This window comes from Gilliamella sp. LMG 34359, assembly GCF_984569085.1.
Map to the genome: position 1 here is coordinate 960,112 of NZ_OZ474906.1, position 23,672 is coordinate 983,783.

A 23,672-nucleotide genomic window follows, 5' to 3' on the forward strand; every position below is an offset into this window, starting at 1 on the left:
TCCCCTTACTGTGCTTGCACGCGAAGCTCTGCTGATGAGCGGCTACGGTGACCTAACAATGCTTTAACATCACTAGATTTTGGTTTAACTAAGACAAATTGTTTGGCAAAGCCTTCCCAGTTAGCTAATATCTCTTCAGCCCAAGATGAGTGAGTTAACTGAGCGTGTTCCATAATTAAACCTCGTAAGTGCTCTTCATGGATCGAGTAGTCAGCCACATTTAACATTTCGACCAACTCTTTATTAATACGCTTATGTAAATCACCATCGGTATCCAAAATATAAGCAAAACCACCGGTCATACCAGCACCGAAGTTAACGCCGGTTTTACCTAACACACAGACAATACCGCCAGTCATATATTCACAGCCATTATCACCAATGCCTTCAACCACGCTAATGGCACCTGAGTTACGCACGGCAAAACGTTCGCCAGCTCGGCCAGCAGCAAATAATTTACCACCTGTTGCGCCGTATAAACAGGTATTACCGGCAATGGTCGCTTCATGACTTAAAAATGCCGAGCCTTGCGGTGGACGAATCACAATACGACCGCCAGCCATCCCTTTACCCACATAATCATTAGCATCGCCGGTTAGGGTCAAATCCACACCACCAGCATTCCATACACCAAAGCTTTGACCTGCGGTACCATTGAAATTCAAGGAAATAGGTGAGGTAACTAAGCCCTGATCACCATATTTTTTAGCTATATAACCAGATAAGGTAGTACCAACAGAACGATCAGTATTTTGAATATCAAAGTAGAAACTTTTACTTTGACGATTATCCACTGCGTCTTGCGCTTGGGTGATGATCTCTTTATTCAGCACGCCTTTATCAAATGGTTTGTTATCTTCAATACAGTGTACAGGTTTACCTTCAATCGGCGATGCGGTTTTAAGCAAGCCTGATAAATCCAGTTTTTGCTGTTTTGCGGTAATACCATCAAGTTCAATAAGCAGATCGGTACGACCGATTAAATCAACAATTCGGCAAACGCCAAGTTCAGCCATAACTTCTCGGGTATTACGAGCAAGAAAACGGAAGTAGTTCATGGCTTTCTCTGGTAGACCATGATAATGCTCACTACGCAGTTTTTCATCTTGAGTAGCAACACCGGTCGCACAGTTATTCAGGTGACAAATACGTAAGTATTTACAACCTAGGGCAACCATTGGCCCGGTACCAAAGCCAAAGCTTTCGGCACCTAAAATTGCGGCTTTGACAATATCGGCACCAGTTTTTAAGCCACCATCTACTTGCAAACGTATTTTGTGACGTAAACCATTAGCGACTAATGATTGTTGGGTCTCAACCAGACCAAGTTCCCAAGGAGAACCGGCATATTTAACCGATGTTAACGGGCTGGCACCGGTACCGCCGTCATAACCTGAAATAGTGATTAAATCGGCATAGGCTTTAGCTACGCCAGTTGCAATAGTACCGACTCCCGGTTCGGACACTAACTTAACTGAGATCATCGCCGTTGGATTAATCTGTTTCAGGTCAAAAATCAATTGCGCTAAGTCTTCAATTGAATAAATATCATGATGCGGTGGTGGTGAAATTAATGTCACACCCGGTACAGAAAAACGTAATTTTGCAATATAAGGTGTTACTTTATCACCTGGTAATTGACCACCTTCACCCGGTTTTGCACCTTGGGCAACTTTGATTTGAATCACGTCAGCACTCATTAAGTAACCCGGTGTTACACCAAATCGGCCGGAAGCCACTTGTTTAATACGTGATACTTTGATGGTGTTATAACGGACAGGATCCTCACCGCCTTCACCAGAGTTAGAAAAACCACCTAAGGTATTCATGGCTTCAGCTAATGATTCATGCGCTTCTGGACTTAATGCACCAATTGACATAGCGGCGGAGTCAAAACGTTTAAATAATGACTCTTCTGGTTCAACTTCATCAAGTGCAATAGCGGCATTTTCAGGTGGATTGAGTTTTAATAAGTCTCGCAAGGTCGTAGGAGGTCGATTATTTACAATATCCACATAACGCTGATAATCTGCATAATTACCGTCATTAACTGCTTTTTGTAGCGATTGTACAACATCTGGATTATAAGCGTGATATTCGCCACCATAAACAAATTTGAGTAAGCCACCTTGTTCGATTGGTTTACGACGCAGCCACGCTTTTTTAGATAAATTAAATTGATCTTGGGCAAAATCATCAAAGTTGGCACCACTAATGCGGCTAGTTACTCCTTGGAAGCAAAGTTCAACCACCTCTTCATTTAGACCAACTGCCTCAAATAGTTTAGCACAGCGATAAGAAGCGATGGTCGAAATTCCCATTTTTGACATAATTTTATATAAGCCTTTATTAATACCATTGCGATAATTAATAATCGCGTCACGGTAAGACTTATTTATAGTGCGATTATCCACCATTTGCGCTAAGGTTTCATAGGCTAAGTATGGATAGATTGCCGTCGCTCCAAAGCCTAATAGGACGGCAAACTGATGCGGATCGCGACAGCTTGCGGTTTCAACAATGATGTTGGCATCACAGCGTAAACTTTTTTCTACTAAACGTTGTTGTACCGCACCAACTGCCATTGGTGCCGGAATTGGCAGGCGATCAGGTGCAATATTTCTATCGGATAAAATGAGTAATACCGTTCCCTCACGAACTTTCGCTTCGGCATCACCACATAATTGTTCAATTGCATCACGTAAACTACCGTCAATCTCATAAGTGATATCCAGTATTTCTGATTTGTAGTAACGAGATTCTAAGGTTGTTAACTGTTTAAAATCCGAATGAACTAATACCGGATATTTAAAGGCAACCCGATGCGCTTGGCCTTCAGCTTCAGCAAACACATTCATTTCACGACCAATACTGGTTGATAGCGACATGACGTGTGCTTCACGCAATGGATCGATAGGTGGATTAGTTACTTGAGCAAATTTTTGTCGGAAGTAATCATAAATTAAGCGCGGACGGCTTGATAGTACGGCAAACGGTGTATCATCACCCATTGAGCCGGTTGCTTCTTGGCCGTTTTCACCCAAAACTCGAATACATTGATCGAGCTCTTCGGCACTATAACCAAATTGTTTTTGGTAAGTAGCGAGTAAAGTGTCGTCATAATCACGAGAGCCGATATCATCATCTGGAAGATCTTCAAATGGGATGAGACGTTTTACATTTTTAGCCATCCACTCTTTGTATGGATGACGTTTTTGGAGATCATTGTCAGTTTCTGAAGATTGTAAAATGCGACCTTCTTCAGTATCAATGACTAGTAACTCACCCGGACCAACTCGTCCTTTGGTGACGACTTCATCGGGTTGATAGTCCCAAATACCGATTTCTGAGGCACAAGTGATAAGTTTATCTGTGGTAATCACATAACGAGCAGGACGTAAACCATTACGGTCTAAGTTACAGGCAGCATAACGACCATCTGACATAACAATACCGGCCGGTCCGTCCCACGGTTCCATATGCATGGAGTTAAAATCAAAGAAAGCTCGTAAATCCTCATTCATATCAGGGTTGTTTTGCCATGCTGGTGGTACTAGTAAACGCATAGCACGGACAATATCCATACCGCCGACTAAAAATAGTTCCAACATATTGTCTAGCGAGCTTGAATCCGAGCCAGTAACATTGACAAACGGCGCGGCATCTTGCAGATCTGGAATCAATGGTGTTTTAAATTTGTAAGATCGCGCTTTTGCCCATTGGCGATTCCCCTCAATGGTATTAATTTCACCATTATGGGCTAAATGTCTAAATGGTTGCGCCAGTGGCCAACGTGGTATTGTATTGGTTGAAAAACGTTGATGGAATAAACAGATTGCGGTTTCCATCCGAATATCAGCCAAATCTAAATAGAATCGAGGTAAATCCTTTGGCATACATAAGCCTTTATAGATATTAACCTGATTTGAAAAACTACAGACATAAAACGTATCATCTTGCACACGTTTTTCTATACGTCGGCGCACCATATATAGACGTCGTTCTAAATCGATTTTGGTCCAACCCGCCGGGGCATTGACAAATACTTGTTCAATTCTTGGTAGTGATGAGAGGGCGATTTCACCCAGAACACTTTTATCGATTGGCACTTCACGCCAACCTAATACATATAAGGTTTCTTCCGCTAGCTCTTCTTCAACAATTTCACGACTAGCTTGCGCTTCGGCTTCATCTTGACTTAAAAATAGCATGCCAACGGCATAATTAGCGGCTAAACGCCAACCTGCGTCCTCGGCAACTAGTCGGAAAAATCGGTCTGGTTTTTGTAATAAAAGACCACAGCCATCACCGGTTTTACCATCCGATAATATGGCGCCACGGTGTTGCATGCGAGCAAGCCCGTGAATTGCAGTACGCACTACTTTATGACTTGGTTGCCCTTCAATATGAGCAATTAAACCAAATCCGCAGTTATCTTTTTCATGCTGCTGGTTGTATAACATATCATTGCCTCTAATTCATTGTTATTCTTTTTTGAAAAGATATAGGCATTAATCCCATAATAGGTGTGAAGGTAATTAAAAATAGGTTTTTGGTCAAATAAATATTACTTATAAGTCAATATTTTAATCACATAACACATGTATATTAATGAAGCTTATATCTTATATTAACCAATTGTTTTTATTAGTTTTAAATTTTATTTAAAATTAAGGTCATTTAATTTTAAAAATTTTTCATAATAAGAATTAATATCTGATTAAAAAAAGTTGCGGAATAAGTTTTTTGAGTATAAAAATTGACGATTTTTACACATTTTTCAAAAATAGCGGCATTAGAATCGCCACTGTTATATTGTTATAATAAGCTATCTTTATTATGGGTAATAGATTAAATATGCAAACTAAAATTACAATTATCGGTGCTGGTGCTGCGGGGCTTTTTTGTGCCGGATTATTAGGGCAAAAAGATTATGATGTGACTGTCATTGATAACGGTAAAAAATTGGGTCGCAAAATTTTAATGTCTGGCGGTGGTAAATGTAATTTTACTAACCTAAATGTTGAAGCTACCCATTATATTTCTCAAAATCGTCATTTTTGCAAGTCAGCGTTAAAGCGCTATACTCAATGGGATTTTATTCAGCTAGTTAATCAATATCATATTGGCTACCATGAAAAAGATCATGGTCAGTTGTTTTGTGATAATTCAGCGCAAGATATTGTCGATATGCTTAGCCAAGAGTGCCAAAAAGGGCAAGTTAACTTTATGTTACAAACACAACTTGAGGATGTAGTATTAGCGGAGCAGGGTTTTAAATTACACACTTCCAAAGGCTACTTGCAAACGGATCACTTAATTGTTGCAACCGGTGGGCAATCTATGCCCGCACTTGGTATGACAGCAATTGGCTATAAAATTGCTGAAAAATTTGCTATTCCAGTTGTCCCTGTAAAAGCCGGATTGGTGCCATTTACCTTACATAAACCGTTGTTAACAGTATTATCTTCGTTATCAGGAATCGCACTACCAGTTGAAGTATCTAATAAACGTATCAGTTTTAAAGAAAACCTACTATTTACTCATCGAGGATTATCTGGGCCAGCCATTTTACAAATCTCCAGTTATTGGCAAGCAGGTGAAGCAATAACGATCAATTTATTGCCTGACGTTGCTTTTGAGGAAGATTTTAAGCCTTTGTTAGATAATAATCGCAATCAAAGTCTTAAAAATTGTTTAGCGCAGATATTACCTAAACGGTTAATTGAAGCGTTAATGCAACTAAATTTGATCGTTGATACAACGGTTAAACAGTTAACGCCTACTGAGCAACAAGCACTGTATCAGACCTTAACAGCATGGAGCATGACACCAAATGGAACAGAAGGTTATCGTACGGCAGAGGTGACCTTAGGTGGGGTAAGTTGTGATGCGTTATCCTCAAAGACGATGGCGGTAAAAAATCAGCCTAATCTCTACTTTATCGGTGAAGTTGTAGATGTGGCCGGTTGGCTTGGTGGTTATAATTTCCAATGGGCTTGGAGCAGTGCATTTGCCTGCGCCCAAGCTTTTGGTGATTAACTATCAATTACTCCCATTTGTATATTATATTTCTTCACTTTATATTGTAATGTGGTGCGCGAAACATTAAGTAATTTTGCCGCTGTAATAATTTTACCGTTGGCTTGATTTAATGCATCAACAATAAGTTGCTTTTCATAGTTTTCAACTTGTTCGGTTAGATTGCCGGTTATCTCCTTAATATTTGGCTTTTCGAGCTTAGCTTCTTCTTGTGGAGAAGGGCTTGGAAGGTCAAATAACTCGTCATCAAGAACAATTTGTTGCAATTCTCCCGGCTCATTTTGTAAAACCATACTACGGACGATAGCATTCTCTAGCATCCGTACATTCCCCGGCCAAGGTGCTGACATAAGTTGTTGTAAAGCATGTTCACTAATTCCGGTGATCACTAGGTTGACATCTGTTTTATGTTTATCGATAAAGTATCGTGCCAGTACCGGGATATCTTCTTGCCTTTCTCGGAGGGCAGGTAGTTTGATTAAACCAACATTTAATCGATAAAATAGGTCACTGCGCATTTTACCGGATTTTAGCAATTCGGCCGGTGATTCATTCATCGCCGCCACAATTCGCACATCGGCATGTTGCTCTTTATTACCGCCTAATGGCCAATAAGTTTTTTCTTGTAAGAAGCGCAATAGTTTACTCTGCATTTCAAGTGGCATTGCATTAAGTTCATCAAGAAATAAAGTTCCACCATTAGCCAGTTCAAGATAACCTTGACGATTTTCAGCACCGGTAAAGGCCCCTTTGACTGTCCCAAATAACGTACTTTCAATCAAGGAGGTTGGTAAAGCACTACAGTTTAGTGAAATAAACGCCTTATCGCGGCGATGGCTGGTTTGATGAATTAATCTGGCAAATAGCTCTTTCCCTGTACCAGTTTCACCAACAATTAATACCGGTACATCATTACTGCCTAAAATATTGGTCTGATCGATAACTTCTTGCATTTTTTTCGAAGCAAAAATAATTTCCGGCAGTGGTTGTTCTTTATTCTGATATAATTTTCTATTCAGGCGAAAAACCTGATCTTGCAGTTGTCTTACATTTGATAAATTACGACCTATTTCAACAGCGCCGATGATCGCTTTTTCATGATTATAAAGCGGTACCGTTGTATGTTGATAATCGACTAATTTACCCACATGATTAAAGTAAGTTTGATAAGTATCTTGATACTCCTTACCATGTAAAGCTTGTAGCATAGTACTATCTTCTTTTTTCAAATTAGGGTAAACTTTAAGCATTGGTTTACCGATGGCTTGCTCCATTGAATAACCATCAAGTTCTGCGCTTTCCTGATTGTAATAAATATATTTACCTTCTTTATCAATAATAGCCATAGGCTGATGTATTAAATCAAAAAAATGTTTAAATATTTCCAATGCTTGTAGTAATTCAGGATCAATTTTCATGATACTAAAACCTTTTAATAATCGGATTATTGCTAAGTATAGCTAGCGTTGATTTAAATATCTTTCAATTATTACTAAAAAAAGTGACAAATTTTTGTCATAAAAACATATTTTTTACTAAATGACTAATATTAAATTTGTAATTATTCTGTTAATGGATTGATTATTTGTGTTTTTTTAAGTTGGCACGGTGATTGCATTGTAAGTGAGTAATTTTTTACTTACCTTTTTTTATGTACTAATTAACTGGAGGTCATATGTCCGACACAATTATGTCAAATTATAACAAATTACGTACCGATCTAATAACAAAAGATCGCCGTTTCAGTGCGCAAGACGGTAAACTTTGTTTTGACGGTGTGAATTTGGAAGAATTAGCCAAGAAATATCCAACACCTTTTTATGTATTTTCTGAAAAAGAAATTGACCGTAATATTCAGGAAATCAAAGATTCGTTTAAAGCTCATCCAAACACTAAAATTTTCTATGCGTCAAAAACGTGTTCAGTAATGGGTGTTCTTAAAGCGATTAAAGATGCAGGTATCTATGCAGAAGCGAACTCAATGTTTGAAGTGCGTAAATGTTTAGAAATCGGTTTCCCAGGTAGTCAAATTGTTTTCAACGGTGTGGTTAAAAAACCAGTTGATTTAGAATTTGCCATCCAAAATGATCTTTATATCATCAATGTTGATAGCTTATATGAATTAGATATCATCGATGAAATTTCACGTCGCTTAAAGAAAGTAGCCAATGTTTGTGTGCGTGTTGAACCAAATGTTCCATCAGCAACTCACGCAGAATTAGTTACTGCTTACCACGCTAAATCAGGTATCGATTTAGAACAAGCTGAAGAAACTTGTCGTCGTATTCTTGAAATGCCTTATGTGCATTTACGTGGTTTACATATGCATGTGGGTGACCAAGTGCCTGAAGCAGAACCATTTGCTAAAGCAACCAAAGTATTAGTTGATGAATCACGCCGTTTAGAAGAAGTTTTAGGCATTAAATTTGATTTAATCAACGTAGGTGGTGGTATTCCAGTTCCTTATAAATACGATGATGAAAATGGTAATCCATTACAAGATAACATGTATGCTGGTATTACTGCACAAGATTTCGCTGATGCAGTAATTAGTGAAGTTCACAAATGGCGTACAGACGTTGAAATTTGTATCGAACCAGGTCGTAAAGTTACCGGTTCAGCAGGTGTGCTTTTAACTGAAGTTGCTTGTGAAAAACGTAAAACTAACTACGATTTAGACGGTAACATTGAAGAACATGTTGAATGGAAATTTGTTGATGCGGGTTATAGCGTATTATCTGACAGCCAACACTTTGATTGGTTCTTCTATGTTTATGATGCGTCAAAAATTACTGAACAACATGATGAGTACATTAAATTAGCTGGTCCATTATGTGATGGTGGTGATTATTTCCACGTTGGTGTTAAAGGTGAAGAATTCTTATTACCTAAAGATACACAAATTGGCGATATCATTGCTTTCCTTGATGCTGGTGCTTATACCATTGAAAGCCAAACGGTTTATAACAATCGTCCACGTACAGCTGTTGTTATGATCGATAAAGAAGGCAAAGACCGATTGATTCGCCGTGAAGACACTTACGAGGATATGGTTGGATACGACGTGTATTAATCATGAGCTATCTGGGGCACTTAGTGCTCCAGATATTATAATGTGAGGTTATTTTATGAGTGATTCTAAAGATTCAAGTTTACTTGGTATTAAAGACATTGTGTTTATGAATGTTATTGCCATACTAAGTTTACGTCAAATTCCTAATGTTGCTCCTTATGGAGCGTCAGCAATGGTCCTTTGGCTACTTGCTGCATTTTGTCTGTTTTTCCCATTAGCTATGGTTTGTGGTGAACTTTCTACTGGTTGGCCAAAAGATGGTGGGATATTTGTTTGGGTAAAAGAAGCGTTTGGTAAACGAGTTGGCTGGATAGTGGTCGTTTGTTTCCTATTCTCATGCGTACTTTTCTTCCCATTAATGTTGCAATTTGGCTTTACGGCAATTGGTTACATGTTTAGTCCTGAATTAGCGCAAAATCAGGTGTTTATTGGTGTTGGCTCCATGGTGGTATTCTGGATCTTAACATTAATGAATATCAAAGGGATGAAATGGACTAAAATTATAAACAGTGTTAGTGCATGGTTAGGGGTATTTATTCCTGCTGGTATTATCGTGTTATTAGCTATTGTCTGGTTAATGACTGGTCATCCAATGGCAACTGATTATAGTCATGTTAGTGATTGGATTCCGGATTTAAGCAGCTGGGATACTATTGTATTTTTATCAAGCATGATGTTCGCTTTTGCTGGACTTGAAGTGGCACCAATGATTGCTGGTCGTACTCGTGATCCACAACGTGACTTCCCTAAAGCAATGGCAGTATCTGCAATTGTTATCGTTGGTATCTATATGATTGGTACTTGGGCAATTAATACCTTATTACCGGCAGCCGATACTGATATTGTTGCCGGCGTAATGCAAGCGATGGAAGCTGCCGCTCAAGAGTTACATATGCCTTGGTTATTACCTGTAATGGCAATCTGTTTATTCTTTGGTGCATTGGGTCAAATTAACTCATGGTTAGTTGGTCCTATCTATATGTTACAAGAAGCATCAAAAGAAGATAACTTACTTGGTGAACGTATTGGTCGTTTACATCCAGTATATCAAACACCAGCATTTGCTTTAGTTATCCAAGCAATCATTGTAACGGTACTTTGTTTCTCAACATTCGTATCACCAAGTATTGCTGCTGCATATTGGATGTTAACTGCATTAACAACCATTTGTTACTTTATCCCTTATTTAGTGATGTTTATTGCTTACTATCGCTTACGTATTACTCAACCAGATGTACCACGTAGCTTTAAGATCCCAGGTAAAGTATTACCAATTGTTTTACCTGGTTTAGGTTTCTTATCTACGCTATTTGCGGTGATCTTAGTCTTTATTCCACCAGCACAAATCGATATGGGTGGATATGTTGAGTACATCGCGAAAATTGTTGGTGGTGCAGTGCTTGCAATTGTGTTAGCTGAATGGATATACCATCGCGCACAAAAACGTAATCGCTTGCAACAACAATAAGATATAGAGGAGTAATTTATGTACAAGCCTATATTGGAAATTGATTTAGGTAAATTAAAAGACAATGCTCGTGTTGAAAAAGAGTTACTAGCTAAACACGGCATTGAAGTGATGGCTGTAAATAAAGTTTTTGATGGTTGCGTTGAAACTGCCAAAGCAGTACTTGATGGCGGTATTGATGTTATCGCCGAATCAAGAACCTACAATTTGAAGAAACTTAAAGATGCTTTAAATTGTAAAACTTGTTTACTACGTAGTCCTTGTTTAAGCGAGATTAGCGAAGTAGTGAAATATGCTGATATTAGCTTGAATAGTGAAAAACAAGTTATCCAAGCACTTTCTGATGAAGCGGTCAAACAGCAAAAAGTCCATCAAGTCCTATTAATGGTGGATATGGGGGATTTGCGTGAAGGTATTTGGTTTGAACATGTCGATGATATTATCGAGACAGTCAAATTTATCCTTTCTCTACCGGGTGTTGAGCTGTATGGGCTAGGGACTAACTTTAACTGCTATGGTACGGTTCTACCAACTGTTAAAAATGGTGTGGACTTTTTACATATAGCGCGTAAAGTAGAGCAAGCTTGTAATATCAAGATCAAGTATCTATCAGCTGGTAACTGTACAAGTTATCATCTGCTTGATAAAGGGATCTGGCCAGAAGGACTTAATCACATCCGAATTGGTGGTTTACATGAGTTTGGGATTGAGTATGTAGATATGAAATATCTTGATGAATTTCATCACTCAAACAAACCTGTCGAAAAAGCTTGTAGTGACATGTATAAATTATATGCACAAATTATTGAGCTTAACAGTAAACCAACGGTTCCGGTCGGTGAGTTAGGTGTTGATGCCTTTTTGAACAGCAAAACTTTTGTTGATCATGGTACTCGCAAACGAGCACTTCTTGCTTTTGGCCGTCAAGATGTGCCAGCAGAAAGCTGTATACCGATTAATGATAACATTACGGTATTAGGTCAAACTAGCGATCATACTATTGTTGATATCGAAGATGTTTCTGAAACATTACGAGTTGGCGATATGATTGGCTTTGAACTTGATTACACAGCTCTTCTTATGGCTTGCCAAACCAACGGTGTAGAAAAACGGTTTGTTTATTAATATGTATCAGCTGCTGGGCAACCAGCAGCTATTATTGATTACTAGGCGGTTTATATGGCAACATCAGAATCTCAAGAAAGTCCTTATCCCAGTACCTTAAAGAAAAACTTAAAAAATCGTCATTTATTGATGATTTCCTTAGGTGGCTCAATTGGTACCGGATTATTTATTGGTATCGCAGCACCACTTAGCACGGTTGGACCTTTAGGGACCATTATCGCGTATCTACTTGCCGGCAGTATTATGCTGTCAACCATGCTTTGCTTAGGTGAACTTTCTTGTGCATTCCCTCATGCAGGGTCTTTCCAGCATTATGCATTAATGTTTATTCCACATCCTATCTGGAGTTATACTATTGGCTGGTTATATTGGTTAAGCTGGGTGCTGTCTATGGCGGCGGACTTAACTGCAGCTTCTATGATTGCTCATCAAGTTTTTTCCTCTATTCCTATCTACATTCTTAGTCTAATTATTCTAACTGTTATCACTTGTGTCCATTTAACCTCTGTTCGTGCTTTTGGTGAAAGTGAATACTGGTTTTCAACGATTAAAGTATTAGCTATTATTGCGTTTATTGCAGTTGGTATATATCTACTTTATCAACAATATAATCAAACGCATGAGTTACCTACCTTTAAAACCGATCAAGGTTGGTTCCCTAATGGCTTTTTATCCATCTTTGTCTGTATGACGATTGTGACTTATTCATTTCAGGGGGTGGAATTAATTGGTAGTGCCGCCGGTGAAGCGCAATCACCTCAAACGGTATTACCGAAAATTATCACCGGTGTGGCGTTTCGGATAATTTTGTTTTATGTGTTAGCGATTGCCGTGTTAGCACTGGTATATCCCTATGGTACAACACATGATGAAATTAGCCCATTTGTTTGGGTATTTAATCAAGCGGGAATTAACTTTGCTTCCTATGCGATGCTGTTTGTTATCTTTTGCGCGGCGATTTCGGCTGCTAATTCGGCGGTTTATGCCAGTTCGCGAATGTTATGGTCGATGGCTCAGGATAATTTAGCGCCAAAATCTTTTTCAAAAGTGAATAAACGCGGCGTGCCAACCAAAGGAATATTATTTATCGCCATTATTGCCTTAGTTTCGCTATTTTCGAAATATATCGCGGCTGAAAAATTATATCTCTATTTAGTGGCAAGTACCGGACAAGTTGGTTGTTTTGCGTGGATAATTATTGCTTGGTGTCAGTACCAATTTCGCAAAGGTGTGAATCAAGGTAAGTACAGTAAAGATATGATTAAATTTAAATCACCGCTATTTCCTTGGTTAGCGATGATCTCCATTACCGTTAACATTATTATTATTGTTGGCGTATGGTTTGGTGAGTCAGGGCATTTTATTTTATTATCAGAAGTGCTTTTAATTTTTGTTATCTTAGTTTCATACTACTTTTTTAAAAAACGACATTTAACTAATAAATTAAATTAATCTTATTCTTTATTTATGTAATCACCTAAACTCTCAATTAAAGGTGATTACATACTATCAGTGATAACTTTCTCTATCTTTATTTCTATCTGAAAGAGGGCTAGCCTGACTTATTTTAGGAATGCAGCAACGCCTGTAAAAACAACTTGTGCCGCAATCGCTGATATTAATAATCCGGTGAGTTTTGACAAAATGGCAATACCGGTATTTTTTAACACTTTAGCAATGCTTTTAGCACATAGTAACATGGCGTAAATACCACTTGAGGCAATCAATAACGAAAGCGCGCCAATCAGATTTTGCATAATACCAACTGAACTCGTCCCCATAACAATGATGGTACCGATGGATGCCGGCCCCATACATAGCGGTATTGCTAATGGCACGACACTAATATCATCATCATCACTATGAATTTTATTTTTTTCAGGCGAATCATTCATTAATGTCACCGCGGTAATAAACAGTAATGCTCCCGAGCCAATTCTAAATGCGTCGAGTGTAAAACCAAACACGCTGAACATCGCATTACCAAAAAAGAATAGCACAATACCAATAATAAATACCGCACACGATGTTTTAAGTGCCGTTTTACGGCGTTGTGCTTCATCATACTGCTTAGTACCACTTAAAAATGCACTTAGTACAGCTGGTGGCGTCATCAATGCAAATAACTTGGTTGTGGTGGCAAGAATCTCAACAAGATAGTTGTCCATAGTGTTACCTTTTTTATTACTAGATATTGCTTGAAATGTGTCAACGATTGTTGGCGGGAATGAACTATAATATCCATAAAAACGGTCACCATAAAGGTGACCATATTTAATTGGATATATTTTAATGTGTATATTAAATATTAACCAATTTGAATTAGTTAAGGCGCTCTTTGATACGCGCTGCTTTACCACGAAGTTCGCGTAAGTAGTAAAGTTTAGCTTGACGTACTTGACCACGACGTTTCACAGTAATTGAATCAACAATTGGTGAGTGAGTTTGGAATACTCGTTCAACACCTTCGCCATTCGAAATTTTACGTACTGTAAATGCAGAATGTAAACCACGATTACGAATTGCTACAACAACACCTTCATATGCTTGAAGACGTTTTTTGTTACCTTCAACAACCCATACTTTAACTTCTACCGTATCACCCGGGCGAAAAGACGGGATGTCTTTTTTCATTTGTTCTTGTTCTAATTGCTGAATAATTGCATTTTTCATAATTTTGTCTCTTACTAGTTATACTGAAATATTATTGGCTCTGTTCATCACGATATTCACGCTGGAATTCAGTGAGTAAACGTTGCTCTTCATCAGTCAGAGCTAGATTTTCAAGAAGATCTTCTCTTCTCAACCAAGTTCGTCCTAGTGATTGTTTTAATCGCCAACGACGAATCGCTTCATGGTGACCAGACATTAACACGTCAGGCACCGCCATTCCATCTAACACCTCAGGTCGAGTATAGTGTGGGCAATCAAGTAAGCCGTTGGCAAAAGAGTCTTCTTCTGCTGATGATTCATGATTTAATACACCCGGAATAAATCTGGCTAATGCATCAATCATTGTCATCGCCGGTAATTCACCGCCACTTAACACGTAATCCCCAATTGACCATTCTTCATCAATTTCGGTTTGGATAACGCGTTCATCTATACCTTCGTATCGACCACAAATCAAAATCAACTTTTGATATTGTGACAACTCGCAAACACCTTGTTGGTTTAATTTGCGCCCTTGTGGGGAAAGATAGATTACTTTGGTATCTTCACCTGCTACTGCCTTTGCTGCATGAATTGCATCTCTAAGTGGTTGCACCATCATTAGCATGCCGGGACCACCACCATAAGGCCTATCATCGACAGTCTTATGCTTATCATGCGCAAAATCGCGCGGGTTCCAATAATCTACGGTTAACAGCCCATTTTTAACAGCTCGACCAGTTACGCCATAACAGGTAATAGCTTGGAACATCTCGGGAAAAAGGCTAATTACGCCAATCCACATATTCTTACCTTACCAATTAAAAAGCGGGATCCCAATCGACCACAATCATTTTTGTTGTTAAATCAACTTGTTTAATAAATTGTTCTTCAACAAAAGGGATTAAACGTTCTGTTGCTCCAAATGCATCTTTTAGATTTGCTTTAACGACCAATACATCATTAGAACCGGTTTCCATTAAATCAGTTACCTGACCTAAGTCATAACCATTAACTGTTTTTACTCGACAGCCAATGAGATCTTTCCAATAAAAATCACCTTGATTTAATTCAGGCAATTCTTCTGCATCAACAAATACTTCAGCATTGGTTAACGCATTAGCTTGGTCGCGATCATCAACGCCTTTGAGTTTGACTATCATGTCCTGATTATGCGGTTTAAAGCTCTCTACAATTACTTCTTGCCATTTTCCAGCACGCTGGATATACCAAGGTTTGTAATCAAAAATACTATCTGGAAGTTCTGTAAACGAAAAAATTCTGAGCCATCCACGAATGCCGTAGCTTGAACCAAGTTTACCAACAACAATTAGATTCTCAGTATTCATCATCACAGTTACTATTACTTAATTAAGCAGCTTTTTGTGCTTGTTTGATCAATGCATTAACACGATCAGAAACTGTTGCACCTAAACCAACCCAATGATTTACGCGATCAAGATCTAAACGTAATTCTTCTGCTTTACCTTGTGCAATTGGATTAAAAAAGCCAACGCGCTCAATAAAACGACCATCACGTGGGTTACGGCTATCAGTGACAACTACTTGATAAAAAGGGCGCTTTTTAGAGCCACCACGAGCTAAACGAATAGTTACCATAACATCCTCTTAAATTAAAAAATAATCTTTCTTTTGCCCAACATGGACAAAATCAAAGCCCCAGAATTATACTCTTTCTAGCAAAAAGTGCAATGACTGATTGAGTGTGTAGAAGCGTGGTAGTAGCGGTTATCCGCAAGTTTAACCATAAATGAACATAAATTCATCTGGTTAACCAAGCGTATTGCAGACAATTCGCTTAATTGATAATAGTTGGCTTGGTTTACTGAGATATTGCTGTCTAATAGATGGTTTATTTTTAGGACTTTTTACGTCGAAAAGCACGAATTAAGACGTCGAAAAATCCTAATGATTTGACCATTTTTTGGCTATCAACATAGACTCGTATTGCTCTTAATACTTTCTTTGGCTCTTTGGAGGCAAAAGCAAATGTTCCATCTTTTTTGGTTTGTATGGAGTATCGAGATATCCACTTACCTTTAAAAAATACCGAGGCGATAACATAATCGACTTCTTCCCAAGGAATTTGAATATATTTGCGTGGATCACGTTGATGATAGAATTCAAATGCTTTATCGCCAATCATAATGTCGCCATATTCTGAAAATCCTGAAAATGCAGTCGCTTTAACTGTTAAATCTATTTTGGTATTTAATGATTGCACCATTTAATTGCTTGTTTCCATTATGCTAATTTGAGTTAGTTATTTCACCCTTTTCCCGTGATTGATGGTGAAAAGGGTGAGTAATGTTTGAGGGAAGCACAATTTTTACTTAAAAAGTGCCTTCCTCAATTTTTTTAGTTAACATTCTTGATGTTATAAAAGACCAACAACGTGACCAATAATACCGACTAAGAATAGTCCAAGAATAATTAAAATAGGGGATACTTTTTTACGAAGTAACCACATACATAAGAAAGTTAATAGTAATGGCACCAGTCCAGGAATTAACTGATCTAAGTTATTTTGTAAGGTAGTTACTTTTTCTTGGTTCAGCGCAAGTCCACTTTGCATTTGGATTAATGCTTGGTGAATACCTTCGGCACCAGCGGGTAGTGAATTCCAATCAATAAATGCACCATTATCTAATTTTACTGTTGATACAACAGGTTGGAATTTTATTGATACCCACCTTTGTACTAAAGCTGCCAGGACAAACATCCCTAAGATAGATGCACCTTTAGTGATTTTTTGCAGTAAACCACCACCTAAATTATCGGTAATTTTCGAACCGGTACGGTAACCAAATTCTTGAGTAAGCCACATAAAGGAGCAACGAATAATATTCCAAAGTAAGAAGAATAAAATTGGTCCTAAAATATTACCACTTAAGGCAAGTGAAGCGCCTAATGCACCAAGCATAGGACGAACGGTAAACCAGAATACTGGATCACCAACCCCTGCTAAAGGTCCCATCATCCCCACTTTAACCCCTTGAATAGCGACATCATCAACTGGCGCACCATTAGCACGTTCTTCTTCAAGGGCTAAAGTCACACCAAGTACCGGTGATGCTAAATAAGGGTGAGTATTAAAAAATTCTAAATGACGTTTAAGCGCGGCTGAACGATCTTCTTTTGTGGTATATAATTTTTTGATAGCCGGAATCATTGAATAAACCCAACCACCATTTTGCATACGTTCGTAGTTCCAAGAACCTTGAAGGAAAGTTGAACGCCAAGCTACCGCTAAACGGTCTTTTTTGCTTAAATGAATTTTATCTGTCATGTTCTTCTCCAAGTTCTTAGTAATCATTCAAAATATCATCAAGTGGATCGCCTTTACTACCACCATTTGATGAATTGCCACGTTCAGAAAGATTGAGATAAATCAGTGCTAAAGCAATACCTAGTGCACCTAGTGCAATCAAGGTTAATTGTGATATCGCGGCAACGACAAAACCGATAATGAAAAATGGCCAAACTTCACGGTTTGCCATCATATTGATTACCATCGCATAACCAACAGCAACCACCATACCGCCACCAATAGCCATACCCGTTGTTAACCATTCAGGCATTAAGTTTAACGCTTCCTTGACTGCATCGGCAGGAATAAACAATAGTGCTGCTGCTGGGATTGCGATACGTAAACCTTGTAAACAAACTCCTAATATTTGCAACAATTCGATTCTACGAATATTACCTTTCTCTGCTGCGGCGTCCATTAAATGCACTAATGGCACGGCAATAGTTCTTACGATCATAGTTAAAAATAGACCAGCAACCGCAAGTGGGATAGCAATAGCGATAGCTGTCGCTACCCCCGCTTCACCTTGTCCACCAAGTACTAAAATGATTGACGAAGCAACGGCAGCAAGTGCGGCATCAGGAGCAACGGCGGCACCAATATTTGCCCAACCTAGTGCTATCATCTGTAATGATCCACCTAACATAACACCCGCTTCTAGATTTCCTGTTACAAGACCAATTAATGAACAAGCAACTAATGGTTGATGGAACTGGAATTGATCCAAAATACCTTCCATCCCCGCTAGGAACGCAATAACTATCACTAAAATGATAGCAATAATCGATAAAGTCATAATAATAACCTCTTAATTAAACTAATTTTTCTGTCCGGCTAATTCTTGTTTCGCTTTCTTTAATAATTCATCCATATTATCGTTAGAATCATTAGGTACTTTGCGAACGTCAAATTTCACATTTTTCGCTTTTAATTTTTCGAATGTATCAACATCTTCAGTGCTCATAGACAGCACTTTATTGACCATTACCTTGCCAACAGAGTGAGCCATGGAACCAACATTTAATGTTTGAATATCAACACCACCTTCGACAGCACGAAGTACATCTTCCGGGTTTTCGAAAAGTAATAAAGCTTTAGTGTTACCAAAACGTGGATCATGCGCAACTTCGATAATTTTTTTAATTGGCACGACATTAGCTTTAACTCCTGGAGGTGCAGCTTCTTCAATCAGTTTTTTTCTTAGCTCATCTTTGGCAACTGAGTCTGAAACTACGATAATACGATTAGGGTTAGTGGTTTTAGTCCAAGCGGTTGCTACCTGTCCGTGTAACAAGCGAGAGTCGACGCGCGCTAATACAATTTTCAACTTACCATCACCTATTACGGTACCTTCAGGGATCGCACCTGACTGTTGGTTGTTTGGTGTTGGTTTAGCTGCCACTTCAACTGTTGTTCGAATACCATCTTGGGCTGATTCGATAATGGCGGCAGCCACTTCTTTGGCGGTATCCATCGATAAACGTGATGAATAAGCTTCGATCAACATGGGAAGGTTCAAACCGGCAACGATAGCCCAATTTGGGTGTTCGCCACAAAGAGTGTTGGCTTGATTAAATGGCGTACCGCCCCATAAATCCACTAAAAACAGTATTTCATTTTGGTTATCGAAAGTAGCAATTGCTGATAGCATCCTTTCTTTTAAACTTTCAGGACTATCACTTGGATGCAAAGTAACGGCTTTAACATTCTCTTGCTCTCCAAATATCATCGTCCCTGATTGTAAAATACCTTCAGCAAACTCACCATGAGTTGCCAGGATAATTCCAACCATAACGTACCTCCTAGTTTTTTTATATTATTGCTAATATAAATGTTATAAAATAAATTATTAAAATTGTAATTATTTAAAATATATATAAAACAGTTAAACCAAATAAAACCAAAAAAATTTGTAGCTTAAATATACTAAAATAGGAACATCTAGCAATATTTTAATTTAATACTTAATTGATTATTTAATCCATAGTGATTGGTTTTTATATTGGTTATCAAGCTGTTGACTAAACCATCGACCATTTAACACTTGTGATATGATTATTTTTTTACTTTCGGGGCTAATTGACTGATCTTTTTCCATTTTATCAATTACGTCCTGATATGTATAACTTTGACCTCCCATTGATATAATTGCTTCGTTTTTATCAGCTGTTAAATACAATAATGCTTTATTAGCTTTTTTATTATCTTGTGACCAATTATCCCAGTATACTAGATTGTTCCCATTTGGATTACCTGAATAGATAAAATTATGTATATATTTTTTGTAGATTGTACTAAGTTGTTTTGCACCTTTAGTTTTGTAGGCATCACCAATAAACCAATTGTAATTTTTTGAATTAGAATCCATTAACGGTAAAAATACACCATGAAATGCCCCATAGAGCCCCATTGTTGTTCCAACCGTTTTTTCATCTTCTCCAAATTTGATTTCCATTCCATAAATATTTGCATGATAGTAAGGTTCCATTTTTTCCGCAGAATCTGCAACATTAAATAATTCATATAAATGGCTACCATATTTATTTGCAAATTTAAATTCAGTTAATTTTTTTCCTGTTGGTAATCCTTTCTCAAAAGAAGCACTAAAATAAGGAGAAGATTTAGCGAATAAAGAAAATTCTCCCGTACCTGTTAACATAATTAACGGTACAGAATTATATTTTGAGGTATTAAATCCTTCATTAGGGATAACATAGCCGTCATTATATAGATGAGGGAAAACGCTCATTCTTATCCCAGCATTACCCATCAGGGACACTAAACGTTCTGAAGATAAGCTATATAAATATTTCTTGACGTCGGACTGATTGGTTAATAGCCAATTGTAAGCTTCTTCTTCAGTCTGTTTTATTTTGTCTTGTACGGCTAAGGGAGCTATTGCTTTAGCAAATACTTTTACGCTGTCATTTTTATCGGCTATTGTCATACCACCACTAAAAGAAATGGCCTTTTGAAATTTATCTTTGAATATAGGTGAGATTAACATTGCCATAACGTCACGTCCTCCAGCTGAAAAGCCAGAGACTGTAATATTATTTGGGTCACCACCAAAATCAACAATATTGGCTTTTATCCAATCAAGTGATTTAGCTATATCCAATAATGCATAATTACCGGAGTCTTCTAGTTTATCTCCTGTTTGCAGTGCTGGTAATGGATTAAATCCTAAAGGGCCTAACCGGTAGTTGATAGAGATGAAAATGGCATCTACATCATTAACAAAAGTATTACCTGTTATTTCTTCTGCTTTCCCAACTTGATTGTTGCCTCCATGTATATAAACAATTACAGGTAAATTTGTTGTTTTATTATTGGGTCGATAAATATTAAGATTCAAGCAATCATCAGAACCAATTATTTTATTCTCACTTAATTGAAATGCTACATTGCTTGCTTTTGTTGTATTTAATATTCCATCCCATTTATCAGGATCAACTGGTTTTTTCCATCTTAGTTCACCGATTGGTGTTTTTGCATAAGGAATTCCAGTCCAAACAATAACATTATTAATTTTATCGATTTTACCTTTAATTAGGCCATATTGCGTTTTAATTACCGTAGATTCGTCAATTTCCTTTTTTTGAGTTGGGGTGTTGTCTGTTGAAAGAGTATTATTTTTATCATTTGCTAAACTAGGTGTAGATAACATTAAAGCACCTAACAATATAGCAATATTGTTAATTTTAAAAATTGATTTTTGCATATGGTATCCTTTCACTTTGAATTGACTAATTACATAACTAACTGTTATATATCAATTATATATTTTTAATAATTAAAAATAGTTGTCAACAATCCTAACTTAAAAATTAGATACATGTCGTAAAATCAATAATTGAATTTGACTTTTTTGATTTATTTCTATCATTAAAGATTATTTATTACTTTTCTAATAAATCCATTATTATTTAATAACTTTTTTGTTGCTTCTTCGGCTGTTAATCCGGCTAGGATCATTAAAATAGCTGTTTTACAATGTTGGTTACATTGGTTTAAGGTTGTGATCGCTGTCTGGCGACTACAATCGGTGGCTTGCATAACAATTGATATTTGCCTTTCAACAAGCTTAGCATTAGTGGCTTCAACATCAACCATTAAATTACCATAAACTTTGCCGATTTTAATCATACTGGCTGTTGTTAACATATTGAGGATCATCTTTTGTGCAGTGCCGGCTTTCATTCTTGATGAACCGGTAATGACTTCGGCTCCGACAATAGGGGTAATAGCAATATTAGCCAAATTAATCATTGGTGCATTAGGGTTGCAACATAAACTTACCACTGTAGCGCCAAGTGATTTTGCATATTGCATGCCGCCAATAACATAAGGAGTGCGCCCACTAGCAGCGATACCAACTAAAATATCTTTAGCACTAAAATTAATATGTTTTAGATCATTAATTGCCAATTCGGGTGAATCTTCTGCATTTTCGACAGCTTTAAATATGGCAGGATGCCCACCAGCGATTAATCCAACCACTTGTTCAGGGGCTGTTCCATAAGTAGGCGGACACTCGCTGGCATCTAAAATCCCCAAGCGCCCTGAGGTGCCGGCACCAAGGTAAATTAAACGACCTCGATTTAGCAAGGCGTGACTAATTGCATCCACTGCTTTGGCTATATTGGTTAGTTGTTTTTCAACCGCGATGGCTACTTTTTTATCTTCATTATTGATAATTTGCAGAATTTCCAGTGTTGATGCGCAATCTATGTTTTCGCTCGCACTGTTGCGATTCTCAGTAATCATTACTGATAAATTAATTTTTGGCATGTGATTTTAATCCTAACCATACAAAGGCGATAATAATAGCAAATAGCATACCAAAACCGACACCAATTGTAATGACTGATAATTCACAAGCGACCGCTAATGTATAAGCACTGAGCATAATCATCATTGCACTATACTCGCTTAAGTTCTGTATCGAAATAACACTACCTGCACCGATAAGCTCTTTACCTATTTTTTGAATTAATGCATTGAGTGGGACTAAAAAATAACCGCCTAACGCACCAATAATCACTAATAATATATAAGAACTAATCATATTGCTTTGTAGCGTAAATGCGATGACTGCCAATCCCATTAATATTCCAGCTGGAATACAGCGAAGTGTATTGGATATTGAAACCGTCGCACTAGCAAGCCCTGCACCAACAACAATACCTATTGCCACAACCGCATTTAGATTAGTTGGTGTTGAATTGTCAGTAATACCTAAAACAACTGGCACCCAGCTAATTAATAAAAAACGCAAGGTAATGCCGGCTCCCCAAAATAGGCTAGTGCCGAGTAAAGTATAAAGTGCTTGTTTATTGTTGAAGATGATTTTAAAGGTTTTAGCAAAATCTTTTATCATACTCATAAACTTCCACTCAATATCTTGTCGAGCAGCAGGTAGTTTGGGAATAAAAATGTTTGCTATCACCGCCAGCCCATACATTAGCACACAAGTAAGTAACGCTAATGTAATATCTAAATCAGCAATATGGCCACCAGCAAGTGAGCCCAGCAAAATAGCGGCAATGGTAGATGCTTCAATTAAGCCATTAGCTTTAACGAGATTATCACCAGACGTCAGCTCACCTAAAATACCGTATTTTGCCGGCGAGTAGCCAGCTGCTCCCACACCAACTAGGAAATAACCTAAAAATGGGTTGATATTTAGGCAGATGATGGCAGCGCCTAATAATTTTACCCCATTAGAAATCATCATCGCTTTGCCTTTAGACATACTGTCGGCAAATTGACCAACAAAAGGTGAAAGAAGGATAAAAGGAATTACAAAACCGATTTGCAATGCTGATTGGCTCCATTCTGGATAATGGAGCTGCTTAATAAAAGCAAGGATAGCAAAAAAAATTGCATTGTCAGCAAAGGCTGAAAAAAACTGAGCTAGCATGGTCGCAGCCATGCCAACCGTTATAAGAGGTTGTTTACTCATATCCTATCCTTGC

General features: G+C 37.8%; 18 protein-coding genes and 2 pseudogenes. 5 read left to right on the plus strand and 15 right to left on the minus strand.

Annotated features, from left to right (window positions below):
- Positions 1–5 precede the first annotated feature (5 nt).
- The gene (gene gltB, locus AC5LXV_RS04550) at positions 6–4,463 is read right to left on the minus strand and encodes a glutamate synthase large subunit (RefSeq protein WP_493467485.1); all 4,458 of its coding nucleotides are present in this window, start codon (positions 4,461–4,463) and stop codon (positions 6–8) included.
- A gap of 394 nt (positions 4,464–4,857) precedes the next feature.
- Between gltB and AC5LXV_RS04555 the strand changes: the two genes are divergently transcribed.
- Positions 4,858–6,042, plus strand: a complete 1,185-nt coding sequence (locus tag AC5LXV_RS04555; RefSeq protein WP_493467486.1) for a BaiN/RdsA family NAD(P)/FAD-dependent oxidoreductase — start codon at positions 4,858–4,860, stop codon at positions 6,040–6,042.
- Here the strand turns inward: AC5LXV_RS04555 and AC5LXV_RS04560 are convergent.
- On the minus strand, positions 6,039–7,463 hold the full coding sequence (locus tag AC5LXV_RS04560) for a sigma-54 interaction domain-containing protein (protein WP_493467971.1): 1,425 nt from the start codon (positions 7,461–7,463) through the stop codon (positions 6,039–6,041). The genes AC5LXV_RS04555 and AC5LXV_RS04560 overlap by 4 nt on opposite strands.
- 254 nt (positions 7,464–7,717) lie before the next feature.
- On the opposite strand from AC5LXV_RS04560, the gene dokD reads away from it, so the two are divergent.
- The 4 genes from dokD to AC5LXV_RS04580 are packed head-to-tail and all read left to right on the plus strand — an operon-like array spanning position 7,718 to position 13,160.
- Positions 7,718–9,115 (plus strand): ornithine/lysine decarboxylase DokD, encoded by a 1,398-nt coding sequence (dokD, locus tag AC5LXV_RS04565; protein ID WP_034883145.1) that lies wholly within the window; start codon positions 7,718–7,720, stop codon positions 9,113–9,115.
- A gap of 55 nt (positions 9,116–9,170) precedes the next feature.
- The gene (locus AC5LXV_RS04570) at positions 9,171–10,583 is read left to right on the plus strand and encodes an APC family permease (protein WP_110424255.1); all 1,413 of its coding nucleotides are present in this window, start codon (positions 9,171–9,173) and stop codon (positions 10,581–10,583) included.
- A gap of 18 nt (positions 10,584–10,601) precedes the next feature.
- Positions 10,602–11,708 carry an alanine/ornithine racemase family PLP-dependent enzyme gene (locus AC5LXV_RS04575; protein WP_110424254.1) on the plus strand — a complete coding sequence of 369 codons (1,107 nt, stop codon included), beginning with the start codon at positions 10,602–10,604 and terminating at the stop codon, positions 11,706–11,708.
- A gap of 54 nt (positions 11,709–11,762) precedes the next feature.
- On the plus strand, positions 11,763–13,160 hold the full coding sequence (locus AC5LXV_RS04580) for an amino acid permease (protein ID WP_493467487.1): 1,398 nt from the start codon (positions 11,763–11,765) through the stop codon (positions 13,158–13,160).
- A gap of 110 nt (positions 13,161–13,270) precedes the next feature.
- Here AC5LXV_RS04580 and AC5LXV_RS04585 read toward each other — a convergent pair whose 3' ends face one another.
- The 13 genes and pseudogenes from AC5LXV_RS04585 to lplT form a co-directional block, all read right to left on the minus strand.
- Positions 13,271–13,876 (minus strand): MarC family protein, encoded by a 606-nt coding sequence (locus tag AC5LXV_RS04585; RefSeq protein WP_198192160.1) that lies wholly within the window; start codon positions 13,874–13,876, stop codon positions 13,271–13,273.
- 154 nt (positions 13,877–14,030) lie between these two features.
- A complete protein-coding gene (gene rplS, locus AC5LXV_RS04590; RefSeq protein ID WP_025314641.1) occupies positions 14,031–14,381 on the minus strand; it encodes a 50S ribosomal protein L19 in 351 nt (116 codons plus the stop codon).
- A gap of 31 nt (positions 14,382–14,412) precedes the next feature.
- The gene (trmD, locus tag AC5LXV_RS04595; protein WP_144189228.1) at positions 14,413–15,165 is read right to left on the minus strand and encodes a tRNA (guanosine(37)-N1)-methyltransferase TrmD; all 753 of its coding nucleotides are present in this window, start codon (positions 15,163–15,165) and stop codon (positions 14,413–14,415) included.
- Positions 15,166–15,181: 16 nt separating this feature from the next.
- Entirely contained in the window at positions 15,182–15,709 is a 528-nt protein-coding gene (gene rimM, locus AC5LXV_RS04600) for a ribosome maturation factor RimM (RefSeq protein ID WP_493451883.1), read from the minus strand.
- Between the two features lie 22 nt (positions 15,710–15,731).
- Positions 15,732–15,980 carry a 30S ribosomal protein S16 gene (rpsP, locus tag AC5LXV_RS04605; protein WP_034900786.1) on the minus strand — a complete coding sequence of 83 codons (249 nt, stop codon included), beginning with the start codon at positions 15,978–15,980 and terminating at the stop codon, positions 15,732–15,734.
- A 259-nt stretch (positions 15,981–16,239) separates the two neighbouring features.
- Positions 16,240–16,608 carry a DUF956 family protein gene (locus AC5LXV_RS04610; RefSeq protein WP_110424251.1) on the minus strand — a complete coding sequence of 123 codons (369 nt, stop codon included), beginning with the start codon at positions 16,606–16,608 and terminating at the stop codon, positions 16,240–16,242.
- Between the two features lie 150 nt (positions 16,609–16,758).
- Positions 16,759–17,670 carry a PTS system mannose/fructose/sorbose family transporter subunit IID gene (locus AC5LXV_RS04615; RefSeq protein WP_493445865.1) on the minus strand — a complete coding sequence of 304 codons (912 nt, stop codon included), beginning with the start codon at positions 17,668–17,670 and terminating at the stop codon, positions 16,759–16,761.
- A gap of 16 nt (positions 17,671–17,686) precedes the next feature.
- On the minus strand, positions 17,687–18,487 hold the full coding sequence (locus tag AC5LXV_RS04620) for a PTS mannose/fructose/sorbose transporter subunit IIC (protein ID WP_493467488.1): 801 nt from the start codon (positions 18,485–18,487) through the stop codon (positions 17,687–17,689).
- A 21-nt stretch (positions 18,488–18,508) separates the two neighbouring features.
- Positions 18,509–19,066: pseudogene (locus AC5LXV_RS04625) on the minus strand (PTS sugar transporter subunit IIB); the annotation flags it as partial.
- Positions 19,067–19,110: 44 nt separating this feature from the next.
- Positions 19,111–19,483 (minus strand): annotated as a pseudogene (locus AC5LXV_RS04630) (PTS sugar transporter subunit IIA); the annotation flags it as partial.
- A gap of 180 nt (positions 19,484–19,663) precedes the next feature.
- Positions 19,664–21,415: a carboxylesterase family protein gene (locus AC5LXV_RS04635; protein WP_493467489.1), complete on the minus strand. Its 1,752-nt coding sequence runs from the start codon at positions 21,413–21,415 to the stop codon at positions 19,664–19,666.
- Positions 21,416–21,579: 164 nt separating this feature from the next.
- Positions 21,580–22,485 carry an N-acetylmuramic acid 6-phosphate etherase gene (gene murQ, locus AC5LXV_RS04640; protein ID WP_493467490.1) on the minus strand — a complete coding sequence of 302 codons (906 nt, stop codon included), beginning with the start codon at positions 22,483–22,485 and terminating at the stop codon, positions 21,580–21,582.
- Positions 22,472–23,659 carry a lysophospholipid transporter LplT gene (gene lplT / locus AC5LXV_RS04645; RefSeq protein WP_493467491.1) on the minus strand — a complete coding sequence of 396 codons (1,188 nt, stop codon included), beginning with the start codon at positions 23,657–23,659 and terminating at the stop codon, positions 22,472–22,474. Before lplT ends, murQ begins: the two co-directional genes overlap by 14 nt.
- Positions 23,660–23,672 lie beyond the last annotated feature (13 nt).

Coding starts and splice junctions, on each gene's coding strand:
- gltB (WP_493467485.1), bottom strand. CDS start 4,463: ATGTTATACAACCAGCAGCATGAAAAAGATAACTGCGGATTTGGTTTA.
- AC5LXV_RS04555 (WP_493467486.1), top strand. CDS start 4,858: ATGCAAACTAAAATTACAATTATCGGTGCTGGTGCTGCGGGGCTTTTT.
- dokD (WP_034883145.1), top strand. CDS start 7,718: ATGTCCGACACAATTATGTCAAATTATAACAAATTACGTACCGATCTA.
- AC5LXV_RS04570 (WP_110424255.1), top strand. CDS start 9,171: ATGAGTGATTCTAAAGATTCAAGTTTACTTGGTATTAAAGACATTGTG.
- AC5LXV_RS04575 (WP_110424254.1), top strand. CDS start 10,602: ATGTACAAGCCTATATTGGAAATTGATTTAGGTAAATTAAAAGACAAT.
- AC5LXV_RS04580 (WP_493467487.1), top strand. CDS start 11,763: ATGGCAACATCAGAATCTCAAGAAAGTCCTTATCCCAGTACCTTAAAG.
- AC5LXV_RS04585 (WP_198192160.1), bottom strand. CDS start 13,876: ATGGACAACTATCTTGTTGAGATTCTTGCCACCACAACCAAGTTATTT.
- rplS (WP_025314641.1), bottom strand. CDS start 14,381: ATGAAAAATGCAATTATTCAGCAATTAGAACAAGAACAAATGAAAAAA.
- trmD (WP_144189228.1), bottom strand. CDS start 15,165: ATGTGGATTGGCGTAATTAGCCTTTTTCCCGAGATGTTCCAAGCTATT.
- rimM (WP_493451883.1), bottom strand. CDS start 15,709: ATGAATACTGAGAATCTAATTGTTGTTGGTAAACTTGGTTCAAGCTAC.
- rpsP (WP_034900786.1), bottom strand. CDS start 15,980: ATGGTAACTATTCGTTTAGCTCGTGGTGGCTCTAAAAAGCGCCCTTTT.
- AC5LXV_RS04610 (WP_110424251.1), bottom strand. CDS start 16,608: ATGGTGCAATCATTAAATACCAAAATAGATTTAACAGTTAAAGCGACT.
- AC5LXV_RS04615 (WP_493445865.1), bottom strand. CDS start 17,670: ATGACAGATAAAATTCATTTAAGCAAAAAAGACCGTTTAGCGGTAGCT.
- AC5LXV_RS04620 (WP_493467488.1), bottom strand. CDS start 18,487: ATGACTTTATCGATTATTGCTATCATTTTAGTGATAGTTATTGCGTTC.
- AC5LXV_RS04635 (WP_493467489.1), bottom strand. CDS start 21,415: ATGCAAAAATCAATTTTTAAAATTAACAATATTGCTATATTGTTAGGT.
- murQ (WP_493467490.1), bottom strand. CDS start 22,485: ATGCCAAAAATTAATTTATCAGTAATGATTACTGAGAATCGCAACAGT.
- lplT (WP_493467491.1), bottom strand. CDS start 23,659: ATGAGTAAACAACCTCTTATAACGGTTGGCATGGCTGCGACCATGCTA.